The organism is Porphyrobacter sp. AAP60, from assembly GCF_001296025.1.
In the GTDB taxonomy this organism is placed as follows: domain Bacteria; phylum Pseudomonadota; class Alphaproteobacteria; order Sphingomonadales; family Sphingomonadaceae; genus Erythrobacter.
In genome coordinates this window covers 456,726-471,098 of the sequence record NZ_LJHV01000008.1, presented here as the reverse complement: position 1 = coordinate 471,098, position 14,373 = coordinate 456,726, and the positions used below count along the sequence as shown (strand labels likewise).

General features: G+C 63.4%; 19 protein-coding genes. 8 read left to right on the top strand and 11 right to left on the bottom strand.

The features are described 5' to 3' along the window. Positions 1-20: 20 nt before the first annotated feature. The 5 genes from IP79_RS08160 to IP79_RS08140 all read left to right on the top strand — a co-directional run bounded on the left by IP79_RS08160 (position 21) and on the right by IP79_RS08140 (position 5,261). A complete protein-coding gene (locus IP79_RS08160; protein WP_054119015.1) occupies positions 21-623 on the top strand; it encodes a protein-L-isoaspartate O-methyltransferase family protein in 603 nt (200 codons plus the stop codon). Next, a complete protein-coding gene (locus IP79_RS08155) occupies positions 620-2,083 on the top strand; it encodes a TolC family outer membrane protein (RefSeq protein ID WP_054118728.1) in 1,464 nt (487 codons plus the stop codon). Before IP79_RS08160 ends, IP79_RS08155 begins: the two co-directional genes overlap by 4 nt. Before the next feature lie 62 nt (positions 2,084-2,145). Beyond that, positions 2,146-2,652: a DUF2497 domain-containing protein gene (locus IP79_RS08150; RefSeq protein ID WP_054119014.1), complete on the top strand. Its 507-nt coding sequence runs from the start codon at positions 2,146-2,148 to the stop codon at positions 2,650-2,652. A gap of 39 nt (positions 2,653-2,691) precedes the next feature. Continuing rightward, positions 2,692-4,851, top strand: a complete 2,160-nt coding sequence (locus tag IP79_RS08145; RefSeq protein WP_233994130.1) for an alpha/beta hydrolase family protein — start codon at positions 2,692-2,694, stop codon at positions 4,849-4,851. Further along, a complete protein-coding gene (locus IP79_RS08140) occupies positions 4,848-5,261 on the top strand; it encodes a (2Fe-2S) ferredoxin domain-containing protein (protein WP_054118726.1) in 414 nt (137 codons plus the stop codon). Before IP79_RS08145 ends, IP79_RS08140 begins: the two co-directional genes overlap by 4 nt. On the opposite strand, the gene IP79_RS08135 is transcribed toward IP79_RS08140, so the two are convergent. Further along, a complete protein-coding gene (locus tag IP79_RS08135; protein ID WP_054119013.1) occupies positions 5,258-5,569 on the bottom strand; it encodes a hypothetical protein in 312 nt (103 codons plus the stop codon). The two genes, IP79_RS08140 and IP79_RS08135, sit on opposite strands and share 4 nt — an antisense overlap. Before the next feature lie 158 nt (positions 5,570-5,727). On the opposite strand from IP79_RS08135, the gene IP79_RS08130 reads away from it, so the two are divergent. From IP79_RS08130 to xth, 3 genes are all read left to right on the top strand, one after another. Next, positions 5,728-6,159 (top strand): CBS domain-containing protein, encoded by a 432-nt coding sequence (locus IP79_RS08130; protein WP_054118725.1) that lies wholly within the window; start codon positions 5,728-5,730, stop codon positions 6,157-6,159. 53 nt (positions 6,160-6,212) lie between these two features. Continuing rightward, positions 6,213-6,545, top strand: a complete 333-nt coding sequence (locus tag IP79_RS08125; RefSeq protein ID WP_054118724.1) for a HesB/IscA family protein — start codon at positions 6,213-6,215, stop codon at positions 6,543-6,545. Between the two features lie 127 nt (positions 6,546-6,672). Further along, positions 6,673-7,467 carry an exodeoxyribonuclease III gene (gene xth, locus IP79_RS08120; protein WP_054118723.1) on the top strand — a complete coding sequence of 265 codons (795 nt, stop codon included), beginning with the start codon at positions 6,673-6,675 and terminating at the stop codon, positions 7,465-7,467. Between the two features lie 103 nt (positions 7,468-7,570). On the opposite strand, the gene IP79_RS08115 is transcribed toward xth, so the two are convergent. From IP79_RS08115 to IP79_RS08070, 10 genes are all read right to left on the bottom strand, one after another. Continuing rightward, positions 7,571-8,212 (bottom strand): cell wall hydrolase, encoded by a 642-nt coding sequence (locus IP79_RS08115; protein WP_054118722.1) that lies wholly within the window; start codon positions 8,210-8,212, stop codon positions 7,571-7,573. A gap of 198 nt (positions 8,213-8,410) precedes the next feature. Then, positions 8,411-8,746: a DUF1491 family protein gene (locus IP79_RS08110; protein ID WP_054118721.1), complete on the bottom strand. Its 336-nt coding sequence runs from the start codon at positions 8,744-8,746 to the stop codon at positions 8,411-8,413. Continuing rightward, positions 8,746-9,237, bottom strand: a complete 492-nt coding sequence (locus IP79_RS08105; RefSeq protein ID WP_420705623.1) for a PaaI family thioesterase — start codon at positions 9,235-9,237, stop codon at positions 8,746-8,748. Before IP79_RS08105 ends, IP79_RS08110 begins: the two co-directional genes overlap by 1 nt. A gap of 12 nt (positions 9,238-9,249) precedes the next feature. Next, the gene (locus tag IP79_RS08100; protein ID WP_054119011.1) at positions 9,250-9,711 is read right to left on the bottom strand and encodes a PTS sugar transporter subunit IIA; all 462 of its coding nucleotides are present in this window, start codon (positions 9,709-9,711) and stop codon (positions 9,250-9,252) included. 162 nt (positions 9,712-9,873) lie between these two features. After that, complete coding sequence (gene hpf, locus IP79_RS08095) at positions 9,874-10,440, bottom strand: ribosome hibernation-promoting factor, HPF/YfiA family (protein ID WP_054118720.1); 567 nt, start codon at positions 10,438-10,440, stop codon at positions 9,874-9,876. Positions 10,441-10,493: 53 nt separating this feature from the next. Continuing rightward, positions 10,494-11,204 (bottom strand): DNA polymerase III subunit epsilon, encoded by a 711-nt coding sequence (gene dnaQ / locus IP79_RS08090; protein ID WP_054118719.1) that lies wholly within the window; start codon positions 11,202-11,204, stop codon positions 10,494-10,496. A 60-nt stretch (positions 11,205-11,264) separates the two neighbouring features. Continuing rightward, positions 11,265-11,864, bottom strand: coding sequence for a dephospho-CoA kinase (coaE, locus tag IP79_RS08085; RefSeq protein WP_054118718.1), 600 nt, complete (start codon positions 11,862-11,864; stop codon positions 11,265-11,267). Then, entirely contained in the window at positions 11,861-12,742 is an 882-nt protein-coding gene (gene aroE, locus IP79_RS08080; protein WP_054118717.1) for a shikimate dehydrogenase, read from the bottom strand. The genes coaE and aroE overlap by 4 nt, the downstream gene beginning before the upstream one ends. After that, the gene (locus IP79_RS08075) at positions 12,739-13,329 is read right to left on the bottom strand and encodes a Maf family nucleotide pyrophosphatase (protein ID WP_054118716.1); all 591 of its coding nucleotides are present in this window, start codon (positions 13,327-13,329) and stop codon (positions 12,739-12,741) included. Before IP79_RS08075 ends, aroE begins: the two co-directional genes overlap by 4 nt. Next, positions 13,326-14,171, bottom strand: coding sequence for a pyruvate, water dikinase regulatory protein (locus IP79_RS08070; protein ID WP_054119010.1), 846 nt, complete (start codon positions 14,169-14,171; stop codon positions 13,326-13,328). Before IP79_RS08070 ends, IP79_RS08075 begins: the two co-directional genes overlap by 4 nt. Between the last annotated feature and the right edge of the window lie 202 nt (positions 14,172-14,373).

The following is a 14,373-nucleotide window of genomic DNA, read 5'->3' as shown; positions in this document are numbered from 1 at the left end:
GGAGCATCAAAGTGAACAATATGACCACCATGCCGCACACCCCTATCCTTACTGCCACTGCGCGCCGCGCGATGATTGACAGCCAGTTGCGCACCAGCGGCGTGAACGAGGAATATGTGCTGGCGCGGTTGCTGGCCGTCCCGCGTGAGGATTTCCTCCCCGCCAACAAGGCCTCGGTCGCCTATATCGACCGGGCAATTGCGCTCGGCGCTGACGGCCACCTTGCCGCACCATTGTTCTATGGCAAGCTGCTGATGGAAGCCGCGCCCGGCCCGCAAGACCGCGTGCTGGTGGTAGAAGGCGGCACCGGCTACCTCGCTGAACTGCTGCGCCCGCTTGTGGCTGACCTTACCACGGTAAACGCCGCCGATGGCATGAATGCAGCGGCAGCTGCCACATATTCGCTGATCGTCATCGACGGTGCGATCGAACAATTGCCCGATACGCTGACGGCGCAGCTTGCCGATGATGGCCGGATCGTCACCGGCCTGCTGCTGCGGCAGGTCACCCGGCTGGCATCGGGCCGGAAGGTTGCCGGCAATGTCACGCTCCAGCCGCTGGAGGATCTCGGCATTCCGGTGCTGCATGCCTTCGATGTGCCCAAGGGCTGGACTTTCGCGTGATCCGCACCCTCGCCCTGCGGCTGACGGCATCGGCAAGCCTGTTGGCGCTGGCTGTACCTGCGCAGGCCGATACCCTGCGTGAGGCCCTGGCGAGCGCCTATAACACCAACCCGACGCTCGAAGCCGCGCGTGCCAACCAGCGCGCCACCGATGAAAGCGTACCGATCCAGCGTTCGCAAGGCCTGCCTTCGGCCAATATCACGGCGACCCACATCGAGTTCATCCAGCAATCGGCCAACGCCTTTACCGCGCCCGATCGCAATCTGGGTGTGACCGCAGCGTTGCTGGTGCCGGTCTATTCGGGCGGTGCGGTGCGCAACGGCATTGCCGCCGCCAAGGAACGGGTCGAGGCCGGGCAGGCTGACCTGCGCAACACCGAAAGCACGCTGTTTGCCCAGGTCGTTGCCGCCTATATGGATGTGTTGCGGACAGAGGCGCTGGCGGGGCTGGCAGCCAATAATGTCGACGTATTGCGCACCAATCTTGAAGCGACCAGCGACCGGTTCGAGATCGGCGATCTCACCATCACCGATGTCGCGCAATCGCGGTCGCGTCTCGCGGTGGCAGAGGGCGATCTGCAGTCCGCCGAAGCCAACCTGATCGCCGCGCGTGAGACCTACGCCCGGCTGGTCGGCAATGCGCCGGGCGAACTGGCTGCTCCGCCGCCGCTGCCCGGTCTGCCCGACACTGTGGGCGATGCAATTGTCAGCGCGCTGGAAAACAACCCCAACCTTGATGCCGCCAAGCAACGCGCACAGGCCGCTGGGTTCGACACCAAGGCAGCAGGTGCAGGCCGGTTGCCAACGGTCGGCCTGTTCGTGAACGGCGATTACAGCGATTTCTTCGGAACGCTGGGCGGAGCATTCGCCAACGACCTGGTCCAGCGCGAAACCACCGCCAATGCCGGGGTGCGGGTTACCATTCCGCTGTTTCAGGGCGGTCTCCCCGCCGCACAGAAACGCCAGGCAGGCGCGCGCGAATCTGCAGCGCTGGAAGATGTGATCGCGGCCGAACGCCAGATCATTGCCGAAACCCGGTCGACCTATGCCAACTGGCAGGCTGCAAACGGCGTGATCCGCAGCGCGCAGACCGCGGTGGAAGCCGCCGAACTCAGCCTTGAAGGCGTACGTGCCGAAAACTCGATCGGCAACCGCCAGATCCTCGATGTGCTCAACGCCGAACAGGAACTGGTCAACGCCCGCGCCCAATTGGTGACCGCAAGGCGCAATGCCTATGTCGCGGGGTTCAACCTGCTGGCGCTGATGGGCCGCGCCGAAGCGCGCGATCTCAACCTCGATACAGGCAGCATCCTGTACGATCCCACCATCAACGCCGACCGGGTCAGCAGCAAGATGTGGGACTGGGACCGCGACCCCAAGGCCGAAGCGAAATCGACGCGCACCGTTGACATTCCGCCCGCCAACGCAACAATCGGTCCGCAGCTGCTGCCCGGCGAGTAAGAGCGTTCCCGATTCGGGACAGGTCGGGGCACAGGTAATCGGGCGGGAATATGGGGCACATGATGGCACAGGATGGCGAAGCCTCGGTCGAGGAAATCCTCGAATCGATCAAGAAAGTGATCGCCCGCGATAACCGCGCTGGCGCGCTGGAAACGCGACGTCGTCGCGAATCGGTGTCGGATCACGTGATCGCCCCGCAGGCTGACCCCGCACGTCCCCACATGGTGCGCGACGAAGATGATGGCGATGAGAGCGAAGAAGTGCTCGATCTGGCCGATATGGAATGCGCGCCCGAGCCCGAAAGCCCCGTGCCCGATCAGGCCGAAGATGCGCCGCTGATTGCTGAAACCGTGCGCGATGCGATGCACGAAAACCTCGCCGCGCTGGCCATGCTGGCAGAGCCCGGTGCCCGCCCGCAGATCGTGCGTTCGGGTGAAACCTCGCTCGAAGGGCTCACCCGCGAATTGCTGCGCCCGATGCTGGCACAATGGCTGGAGGCCAACCTGCCGGGCATGGTCGAAAAGCTGGTGCAGGCGGAAATCGCCCGGATTGTCGGCAAGCGCCCCTGAAGGCTGGCGCAGCGCGGCGCGGCGGGCTAACCCTGCCGCATGCACAAACCGATGACTTCCGGCGTATTGATCGCCGCAACCCTGTTCGCCGCGCCGCTGGCCGCGCAGACAACCCCTGAAGCCCCATCAGTGCCGGGCGTGACCGCCCCGCCGATGAGCGCTGCCGATCTCGTCACTCTACCGCGTCTGGGAGCGCCGTCGGTGAATGCAGGCGGCACGCTGGCGGTCTATGGTGTCACCACCACCGATCCCGAAAGCCTTGCGCGCAGCACAGGGTTCTACCTGCTCGATCTCACGAAGCCGGGCGCTGCGCCCGTGGCGCTGAATTTCGGGGTCAAGGCATCATCGCCCGCCTTCGGCCCGGACGGGCAGTTGTATTTCCTGAGCGATGCCCCGCCCGAAGATGGCGCGGATGCAATAGGCCGGGTGTGGCGCGTGACGCTGGACAAGGCTGGCAAAATCGGTCCGCCGCAACTGGTCGCAGGTTTTCCCGCTGCCGGGATCGAAGGTTTCAAGCTCGCCCCCAATGGCAAGGCGATCGCCATATGGGCCGCCATCCCGCGCGATTGCCCGACCTTCGGCTGCGCGGATGCCAAGCCAAAGCACCTCCCCGGCCCCGGCAACGGGCGGCTGTATGACAGCGCAGACGGTTTCGTCCGCCATTGGGACAGCTGGGAGACCCCGGGCACCTACAACCGCGTCTTCGTTGCTCCGCTGGCTGATGGAAAGGTCGCAGGCGCCGAAGTGCCCGTCGATGGCATTGATCCTGCCACCGGCCTGATTGCCGACACGCCCACCATGCCCTTTGGCGGCGCGGAAGAAATCGCCTTCGCGCCAGATGGCAGCGCGCTCTATTTCACCGCGCGCAAGGCCGATGCGGACGAGCCGACCTCGACCAATCTCGATATCTACGTGTCCGACCTCAGCGGCGCGGCCCCCACATTGCTGACGGCGGATAATGCCGCGACCGACACCGCGCCCGTGCCTTCGCCCGATGGCCGCTATCTCGCGTGGCTGGCGATGGCGCGTCCGACTTACGAGGCGGACAAGCTGGCGGTGCAACTGCTCGATCTGAAAACCGGCACGCGCCGCAATGTCACAGCCGCCACCGATCTCAGCTTCGGCAGCCTTGCGTGGAGCGCGGATGGCAAATACCTGATCGCCACCGCGCAAAAGGTGCTGGATACGCCCGCTTTCCGGATCGATCCGCAGACCGGCGCGATAACCGAACTCAACCTGATGGCGGGCAACGAAGCGCACATCACCAACCTTTCGCCCCTGCCGGGCGGGCGGCTGCTGTTCACGCGCGATTCGCTCGGCAATCCGTCGGAACTCTTCCTGTCGGACGGTATGCGCCAAGCCCGCCCGCTGACCGATGTCGCCACAACGCTGATGGGGGAGCGTGCCAATATCGTCACCCGCCGGTTCAGCTTCACCGGCGCGGACGGGGCGACGGTGTGGGGCCAGATTACCCGTCTGGCAGAGCAGACCGGGCCGATCCCGGCGATCCTCTACATCCACGGCGGGCCGCAGGGCAGTTTCAACGACAGCTGGTCAACCCGCTGGAACCCGCGGGTCACCGCCTCGCAGGGCTATGCCGTGATCTCGGTCGATTTCCACGGCAGCACCGGATACGGGCAGGCCTTCACCGATGCGATCCGCGAGGATTGGGGCGGCAAGCCGCTGGAAGACCTGCAAAAAGGCTTCGCAGCCGCGCTCGCGCTTGACCCGCAGATCGACGGGGAACGCGCCTGCGCCATGGGGGCGAGTTACGGCGGCTACATGGTCAACTGGATCGCGGGGCAATGGGCCGACCGGTTCGATTGCATCGTCAACCACAATGGCCTGTTCGATACCCGCGCCTTTGCCCATTCGACCGAGGAATTGTGGTTCCCGCACTGGGATTTCGGCGGCTCCTATGAAGCGGCAGCCGCAACCTACGAACGCTGGAATCCGGCCAACCACGTCGACAAGTGGCAAACCCCGATGCTGGTGGTGCTGGGGGAAAAGGACTTCCGCGTGCCTTACACGCAGGGCCTTGGTGCCTACACCATCCTGCGCCAGCGCAATATTCCGGCGCAATTGCTGGTCTTCCCCGAAGAAAACCACTGGGTGCTGGGCGCGAAGAACTCGCTGCAATGGCACGGCACCGTGTTCGCGTGGCTGGATCGCTGGCTGAAGCAGGAAGCGCCTGAATGAGCCGACAGGAACTGCTGTCAGCGCAAACTGCGCTGGCCAAGTGTTACGGCGATCCGGCAAAAGGCACGGCGATCACGCGGCACATCATGCTGTGCGCGGTATCGGACAAGCAGAAATGCTGTTCGCGCGAAGCTGGCGAGGAAGCGTGGAGCTTCCTCAAATCGCGTCTGAAGGAACTCGGGCTCGTCGGCCCGCAGCGGGGCGAGGAAAGCAAGCGCGGGTCAGGCGGCGGCGTGCAGCGCAGCAAGGCCGATTGCCTGCAGGTCTGCGCCGCCGGGCCCGTTGCGGTCGTGTGGCCGGACGGGGTGTGGTATCATTCCTGCGGGCCGGACGTGCTTGAACGGATCATCCAGGAACATCTGGTAGGCGGCGTGCCGGTGGCGGAATACCGCCTTACCCCGCCTGCCTAATCATCCTTGGGCGACCAGAACTCGTCCTTGCCGGGCAGCTGGTTATCGACCGATTCGTCGTGGCCTGTGCCGTTGCTGAGGAACACCAGCCCCATCAGCCCGCCGCCAAGCAGCATGGTCAGGCTGATCCCCAGCGCCACTGCGATGTAGAAATGCACGGAAATCATGCCGTTATAGGCAAACAGGATGGCCGTTGCGATCGCAACGGTCAGCACTGTTACCGCCAGTAACAGCTTCATGATCTGGCGATAACGCGCCCAGGCATGGGCGGCATTCACAGGGTCGTCGAGCGGGGATTTGCGGGCCATGCGGCCCGACATGGGGTTCCCGCGCGCACTTGGCAACGCCCAAAGCATGCAAGCGACCGTTCGTGTGATGCAAGAGACCGCACTATCCGCGTGATCATGCGGATTCGCTTTTTGTCCTTACTCATGTCACTCTGGCGGTCTGGAGAGAGGAGTCTGCCATGACCATTGCCAGAATCATTGCCGCGCGCGGCCCATCCGACATTATCGCCTGCGATGTGACCACGCCTGTATCGCAGGTGGTTGGCACGCTCGCCACCAAACGCATCGGCGCGCTGCCGGTGCTGCGCGAAGGGCGGGTGGTCGGCATCGTATCCGAACGCGATGTGATCTACCGCCTTGCCGATCACGGTGGCACCTGCCTTGATCTGCCGGTCGAAGCGATCATGACCTCGCCCGCCGTGACGGTGGAACCGGGCACCACGGTTGACGAAGCGCTGGCCATGATGACCCGCCGGCGCTTCCGCCACTTTCCGGTGGTGGAGAACGGCGCGCTGGTGGCCTTCATCTCGATCGGCGATCTGGTGAAGCACAAGATGGACGAGGTGCAGCACGAGGCCGATGCGCTGCGCAACTATATTCAGGCGGTTTGATCGCAGGGGTGAGAGTGCTTGAGGAACAGCCCAGCACACCCTAAGTTATGCGTATGACCGCAGCGCCCCTGATCCTCACCCCGTCCGCCGCCAAGCGTGTGGCGTTTATCGCGGCCAAACAGGCACGCCCTGCGATCCTGCGCCTTGCCGTCGAAGGCGGGGGCTGTTCGGGCTTTCAATACAAGTTCGATCTGGCCGATGGGCCGGATGCGGATGACAGCATCAGCGAAACCGACGGAGTGAAACTGGTGGTCGATTCCGTCAGCCTCGATCTGATCGCAGGCAGCACGGTCGATTTCGTCGAATCGCTCGGCGGTGCGGCGTTCAAGGTCGAAAACCCGCAGGCCGCCGCCGGTTGCGGCTGCGGCGCGAGTTTCGGGATTTAGGTTGATATCTTCCCTCGTCATTGCGAGGAGCCGAAGGCGACGCGGCAATCCATCATCCGACCTCGCTTCAAACGGCACTGCCGGTTCATGGATTGCTTCGCTCCGCTCGCAATGACGAGGTAGCCCCATGAAAATCGCCACCTTCAACATCAACGGCATCAAGGCGCGCCTGCCGCGTCTGCTGGAATGGCTTGCCGAAACGCGGCCTGCGGTCGCCTGCCTGCAAGAAATCAAATCGCAGGACGAAGGCTTCCCCGCTGCCGAGTTCGAGGCACTGGGATACTCCGCGATCTGGCACGGGCAGAAAAGCTTTAATGGCGTTGCCATTCTGGTGGACACGCAGGCGGGCTATACCCTTGCCGAAGTGCAGCGCGGGCTAGGCATTCCCGGCCCCAATGAAGGTGACGACGAACAGGCGCGCTATCTGGAAGCGGATGTTTCGGGCGTGCGCATCGCCTGCCTGTACCTGCCCAACGGCAATCCGCATCCGGGGCCGAAATTCACCTACAAGCTGGCGTGGATGGAAAAACTGCGCGCGCGCATGGCCGAAATCTGGGCCGAGGAAGTGCCCGCCGTGGTGCTGGGCGATTTCAATGTCATTCCCGAAGATGACGACACCTGGTCGGTGAAAGCGATGCAGGATGATGCGTTGATGCAGCCCGAAAGCCGCGCCGCCTATGGCCGGATGCTGGCCGATGGCTGGTGCGACGCGATCCGCACCCACAACCCGCGCGGCGGGGTGTGGACGTACTGGGATTATCAGGCGGGCGCATGGCAGCGCGATCACGGCTTCCGGATCGACCACATTCTGCTGTCACCCGAATGCGCCGACCGGCTCGAAGCCTGCGGCGTCGACAAGGAATATCGCGGGCGCGAGAAGGCCAGCGATCACACGCCTGTGTGGGTAAAGCTTTCTGATTAGTCCTCGCCGAGTCTTTTTCGCCCTACCGCTGCGCTACTTGAGGGCGAACCGCGTCAACCGGCGCACAGCGCCGCAAGGGCGAAACAGCGGCGAGGATCAGCGATCAGCGATAAAAGATATGCGTGTCGATCTGCGCCAGCTTCGTCTTGCGCTGGCTCCAGCCGGGACGGACATAGCGGGCGTGGAAGAATACGGCGTCGCCCGCTTCGGATTCCCACATGCCCTGGTGCGCGATGCGGGCGATGGCGACGGCGCGGGTCCATGCGGCTGATCCGGTGCGGATCGCCGGCATCTGGTTGCCACGCATGAAAGAGAATTGCTTGGGCTGGGCGACCACGCTGCAATAGCTGCGCGGGAAACGGCCATCTTCGGTGCGGTTGATGATCACCTGTGCCACGGCAAGCTGGCCTGCCAGCGGTTCACCGCGGGCTTCGAAGTAAACCGCGCCGGCAAGGCAGCGCATCTCTTCGGACAGCGCTTCGCCGGTGTCGATCATGCTCACCAGTTCCGAAAGCGAACCGGCTTCGGTCACAACCGGCGCAGCAGGCTTGGCGGGAAGCGGCTGTACCACTTCCTCGGCGATGAAGGTGATGGGGGTTTCGGGCACCAGCTCTTCAGGTTCGACCGTTGCGGGAACGGAAAGCTGGTCTTGGGCCATTGCAACGGCATCATCGCCGCCGGGAAGAATTGTGGTTGCGAATGTCAGGCCGACAATCGCAGCAATCGTGGCAGTCTTGCGACTCATATACTACACTATTCGGGCGGTGAGCGGGCCCAGACGCAGGATGGAACCTTTTTGCACCAATAAGATTGTGCTGGTTCGAAGAAGCCTGCCGGCCGCTCCCCGTCTGCGTGCTGGTCGATACGGCCGAATTGCCGCCGTGCCAGCCTGCGCGAGGAATTGCGCGGGCCGTTAGCTGCGCCGCGCCGGGGGTCAAGCAAATCAGGCCAATTGCGCGATGAACCGTTCGGGATCCGCGATATCCACCTCGATTAACCACAAATCGCTGTCCTGCGCGCGTCTGCGGGCCAGATAATCGTCAAATTCCTGCGGATTTTCGGCATTTTGCCGCTTTGCAGCAATAAATGTGCGCGAACCATCGGCCTGCGGCATTCTTTCGTAAAGCACGCCATGTTTACCGTGACACAGGGCAACGATCATCACCGTCCCCGCATCGCGTTCACCCTTCGCCAGCACCGTCGCGAACCCGCCCTGCGATTCGGCCAGACGTAAAATCGCGCCTGCTTCAAGGTGGGCTGGCAGGCGGGCCTGATCCATTACAGGCCCGATAGCCCGCCAGCCGCGTATCCCGGCAGGCTGGAAAGCGCCATGCGCGATCGCATGAAGGTGCCGGTGCCGCGCCCGATCTCCTCGCCTTCGGCATCCACCAGCCGCGCTTCGGCGACAAACACGCGCCGCCGCCCACTGACCCAGCGTCCTTCGGCGGTGACACTGCCAGCGCGCAGCGGGCGGGAAAAGTGCAGGTTGAAGCTGGTGGTCAGCAGGAAACGGTCGGTCGCCAGTGTGTTCGCGGCATAGAAGGCCGCATCATCCAGCATCTTGAAATAGATCGTACCGTGCGCCGCCCCTGCCGCGTGGTAATCTTCCGGCGTCACGGTAAAGGTAATGCGCGAAAGCCCTTCGCCCGGAATGTGCAGCTTTGATGTGAACTTGCGGTTGATCGGCGCCGAGACATAGAGCCGCTCCAGCGCGCGATGATGCTGTTCAGCCCCGGTTGCGGGCGAATTTTCCTCACGACCGGTCATCATGCTTCAGACGGATCAGGCAGCGTCGCGGTCAAATTCATTGTTGAGCAACGCATAGACCGCTTCGGTCGTGGGTGCATCGGCGAGCATCTGCATCATCGTTTCATCCCGCGTCAGCCGCGAAATCGCTGCCAGAGCGTGCAAATGCGTTGCCCCGGCGTTTTCGGGCGAGACCAGCCCGCACACCAGCGTGACCGGGCGCGAATCCGCTGCGGCAAAATCGATCGGCGCCTCCAGCCGGATCAGCGCCAGCGACGGGCGGCGCACAGTCTTGCTGCGGCAATGCGGGATCGCCACGCCGCGCCCGAACCCGGTGCTGCCCAGTGCTTCACGCGCTTCAAGGCTTTCCAGCACTTCGCCCGCGTCGAGCCCGTAAGCGTCAGCCAGAAGCTGCGCGGTCTGGGCAAGAACCTTGGGCTTGGTATCAAGCCGCGCAAACGCAATCGCCTGCGGAGAAAGTGCGAGGTTAACGTCCATTATGTTGCAGATCCCGAAATTGTGCGCCCCCATAGTGGCGAAAATCCGGTCCGGACATGCCTGAAAAGCATTGCCGGGCCGGGGCGGCCAGCCCCTCCTGCTACCGCCGTCTGAACCTTGGGATAGTGGCTTTTTACCCTAGGGCAAGGCCAAGTCCCGGCTCTATTTCGGCTCGACCCAACCGATCGAGCCATCGGCGCGCCGGTAAACCATATTATGCCGCTGCGTGCCAGCGTTTTTGAAAAACAGCGCATTGGTGTTCCGCAGATCCATCATCATCACTGCATCGGCGACGCTGGCGGTGGGGATATCGACGCGGGTTTCGGCAATCACCAGCGGCGCATCGGCGGTGATTTCTTCTTCCTCGTCCTGCTCGATCGCGAAGATGGTGTAGGCGGCATCTTCTTCGGCGCGCGTATGACTGGCTTCCTGATGCCGGTCGGTCAGGCGGCGCTTGTAACGGCGCAACTGCTTTTCGATCTTCGCCGCCGCATCATCCAGCGCGACATGCGCATCCTGCGCGCTGCCTTGCGCCTTGAGGATCAGCCCCTGCATCACATGGGTGACAATATCGCAGGTAAAAGCGCCTGCGGGCGCCTTGCCGAAGGTGACGTGGGAGGAAAGCGCACGGTCGAAATACTTGTCGACGATGGCGCCCAGCCGGTCAGCCGCGTGTTCCTGCAGGGCGATGCCGGTTTCCATCTGGTGGCCGGAAATGCGAATATCCATAAGCTCTGTGTCCTCCCGTAGGTGATGGGATCGGGCGCGGGTCTGCTGAACCGTCAGCGGCTCCAGATCGCGTTATCGATCCCGGCAATGAATGCGCTGTGGCGTTCCAGCTCCTCCGGGCTGGCAACATGCGGGCGAGGGTCACGCCGCGGCTTGTCGCTTGGCGGACGGTGCCAGGGCGCGTTGGTGGTGGTGGTGGTTGCGGGCGTAAAATCGCTGTCGACCAGGCCAAGCCCGATCTGCCGCCCGCCGTTCAGTTCGACATAGACCTGCGCCAATAGCTCGGCATCGAGCAACGCGCCGTGTTTCACCCGGTGACTGCGATCAATCCCGTAACGGGTGCACAGGGCATCGAGGCTAAGCTTGGAACCGGGGTGCCGTTTGCGCGCAATGGCGACAGTATCGACCATCCGGTCAATGCTGACGGGGTCGCGCCCGATCAATTGCAGTTCGTTGTTGAGAAACCCGAAATCGAACCCGGCATTATGCGCCACCAGCGGCGCATCACCCAGAAACGTCAGCAATTCATCGGCCACTTCGCCAAAGCGCGGCTTGGTGGCAAGGAAGGCAGCGGACAGGCCATGCACCCGTTCCGCTTCGGGTGGCATATCGCGGTCGGGGTTGAAATAGGCGTGAAACGTGCGGCCCGTTTCCACCCGCCCGACCATTTCGATGCAGCCGATTTCCACCATGCGATCCCCGGTCTTGGGGTCCAACCCGGTGGTTTCGGTATCGAAGATGATTTCGCGTTCTGCTGCCGACATTTTCGGTACTATCCTCCGATGTTCGGGCACTTGCAAGCGCTGGCTGCAACCGGATCGGAATCAATCGGCTTGCGGCGGCAGCCCCGCAATCAGGGCGGCAACCTGCGCCCGTGTATCTTCGAGAGTGGTGCCGGTATCGATCACGTGATCGGCACGGGTGCGCTTTTCCGAATCGTGCAATTGCAGGCCGAAAATATGTTCGAACTTTTCAGGCGTCATGCCGGGGCGGGCGAGCACGCGGGCGCGCTGCACCGCCTCTGGCGCAGAGACGACGACAACCAGATCGACCGCCGCGTTCCCGCCGCGTTCGAACAATAGCGGGATATCGAACACCACGGCGGGCTTGTCGTGATGCACTGCGAGGAATTCAGCGCGTCTGGCCGCGACCGCCGGGTGGACGATGGCTTCGAGCCGCGCGAGCGCATCCTTGTCGGCAAAAACCTGTTGGCCCAGCCGGTCACGATCAACCCCGTCCGACCCGGTCGATCCGGGGAAGGCGGCTTCGATGGCAGGGACCAGTTCGCCGCCCGGCCCCTGCATGGCGCGCACTTCGGCATCGGCATCGAACACGGGGATGCCTGCCTCGGCAAACATGGCCGCAACGGTGGATTTGCCCATGCCGATCGAGCCGGTGAGGCCGATGATGGTGGGGCGGGTCATGATGCCAGGATCGCCCGCAATTCGGCATCATGCTGGCGCGGGGCTCGCTGACCGAAGAACATCTCGAAAGCCGCTGCCGCCTGCCCGATCAGCATCGAGAGGCCGTCGATGGTGCGAAAGCCCCTGTCTTGCGCACCTTGCAGAAACGCCGTGTCGAGCGGGGCGGTGACGATGTCATAGGCGATGCTTCCCGGCGGGGCATGGCTCCAGTCGAAAGCGAGGGCTGGCTGCCCCTGCATCCCCAATGATGATGCGTTGATCACCAGATCGCAGCATTCCTCACGGTCATCGAAGGCGAAGGTGGTGGGATCGGCAAAATGCGACAGATGAATCGCGTGATGCTCCCCCTTGGGCGCGAGTTCATCCAGCAGCGCGCGCGCTTTGGCAGGATCGCGCCCGGCCACCACCAGCGTGAAGCCATGGCCTGCCAGCGCGGTGATGATCGCCCGCGCCGCGCCGCCCGTGCCGATGATGCGGGCCATGCGGAAATAGTGCGTTTCCGCCAGCACGCTTTCGAGTGGCTCCAGGAACCCGCTTGCGTCGGTGTTGGTGCCGCTTAGGCCCGTCTTGACCCCCGGTAGAATGGTGTTGACCGCACCAATCGTGTCAGCCGGAGCCTCGATCCGGCCCAGCAGCGGCATCACCGCCTGCTTGTGCGGCATGGTGACATTGCAACCGCGCCAATCGGGGTCAGCGCGGCGAGCGGCCAGATAATCCGCCAGCTCTGCGGGCCGGACATGGCAGGCGCGATACTCAGCCTCGATCCCCAGCTTGCCGAGCCAGAAATTGTGGATTTTCGGCGACTTCGACTGCGCGATCGGATCGCCGATGACTTCAGCATAGGCCTGTCCTGAGCCCTGTCGAAGGAGAAGGGTCATGCCTGCAGCACCCCTTCCTCGCGCAAAGCGCCCAGCAAGGGCAGCAGCGGCATGCCTAGCACCGTGAACTGGTCGCCTTCGATCTGCTCGAACAATTGCACTCCCGGGCCCTCGATGCGGAACGCGCCGACGGTGTGGCTGATTTCGGGCCACTCAAGTGCCAGATAATGCGCGATAAATTCATCCGACAGCTCGCGCACATGCAGGCGTGCGATACTGGTGTGGCTCCACAGACACCCGTCGTCCTGCACCAGAGCTGCAGCGGAGTGGAGTTCCATCACCTTGCCCGAGAAATACCGCAGATGCTCGCCCGCTTCCTCGGGCGAACGCGGCTTGTCGAAGCGGCGGCCTTCGGCAACCACCAGCGAATCCGATCCCAGAACAAGCGCTTGCGGGTGCAACGCCGCCACCGCTGCGGCTTTGGCGACAGCCAGCGCCTCGGCCACTTCGGCGGGTGAGGCGCCTATGAGGCCCGCCTCCACTGCGCGTTCGTCAATATCGGCAGGGATGCTTTCATAAGCAACGCCTGCCGCATCGAGCATCGCCCGGCGCGAAGCGGATTTGCTGGCGAGAATCAGGTTGTTCATATCGGTTTGCCCACCCCGCCTTCGCTCGCCGGTTTGCGATCGCGCTCCTGCGCGAGGCGGATGATCGCCGCGGCAGTTTCCTCGATCGAGCGGCGGGTGACATCGATCACCGGCCAGCCATTATCGGCAAACATGCGGCGGGCAAATTGCAGTTCGGCCTTCACCCGGTCATTATCGACGTAAGCCGTCTCGGTCGCTTCGTTCAGCGAAAGCAAGCGGTTGCGGCGGATCTGCACGAGACGTTCGGGCGAAGTGGTCAACCCCACCACCAGCGGATGGCGCAAGCGATAAAGCGCCGATGGCGGCGGGCTTTCCACCACCAGCGGGATATTGGCGACCTTGTAACCGCGATTGGCGAGATAGATGCTGGTCGGCGTCTTGGACGAGCGCGATACCCCGGCGAGCAGGATGTCGGCCTCCTCCCAATCTTCATGCGCCAGCCCGTCATCGTGGGCGATGGTGTACTGGATCGCATCGACGCGCTTGAAATAGCTTTCGTCCATCATGTGCTGGCGGCCCGGGCGGCCATGCGCTTCCTGCCCCAATTGCGATTCCAGCGCGGCGGTCACCTGATCGAGCACCGGCACCGCAGGCAGGCCGAGATGGCGGCAATGCTCCTCCAGCCGCTTGCGGGTATCGGGGTTCACCAATGTGTAAAGCACCAGCCCCGGATGGGCGGCGAGATCGGGGACGATCCGGTCAAGATGCTGGAGCGATCGCACCATTGGCCAGAAATGGCGGTTCACTGCGGGATTATCGAACTGCGCCAGCGCCGCCTTGGCGATCATTTCCAGCGTTTCGCCGGTCGAATCCGATACAAGGTGCAGGTTGAGTCGGTTCATGGTGCCGGTCGCGGGTGCCTGTGGACAGAACGCGGCATAAACCACGGGAGAGCACGGCTAACAAGCAGTGGAGCAAATTTCGTGCCCGCTGGCAGGCTTTTTCCAAGGGTACTTGCCCACACGGGACAAGTGTTGTCGACAGGCTGGGAAGAGTGGGGATAAAGCCTGCTTGACGTCCAATCCGTGCGGATTCGGTGGGGGG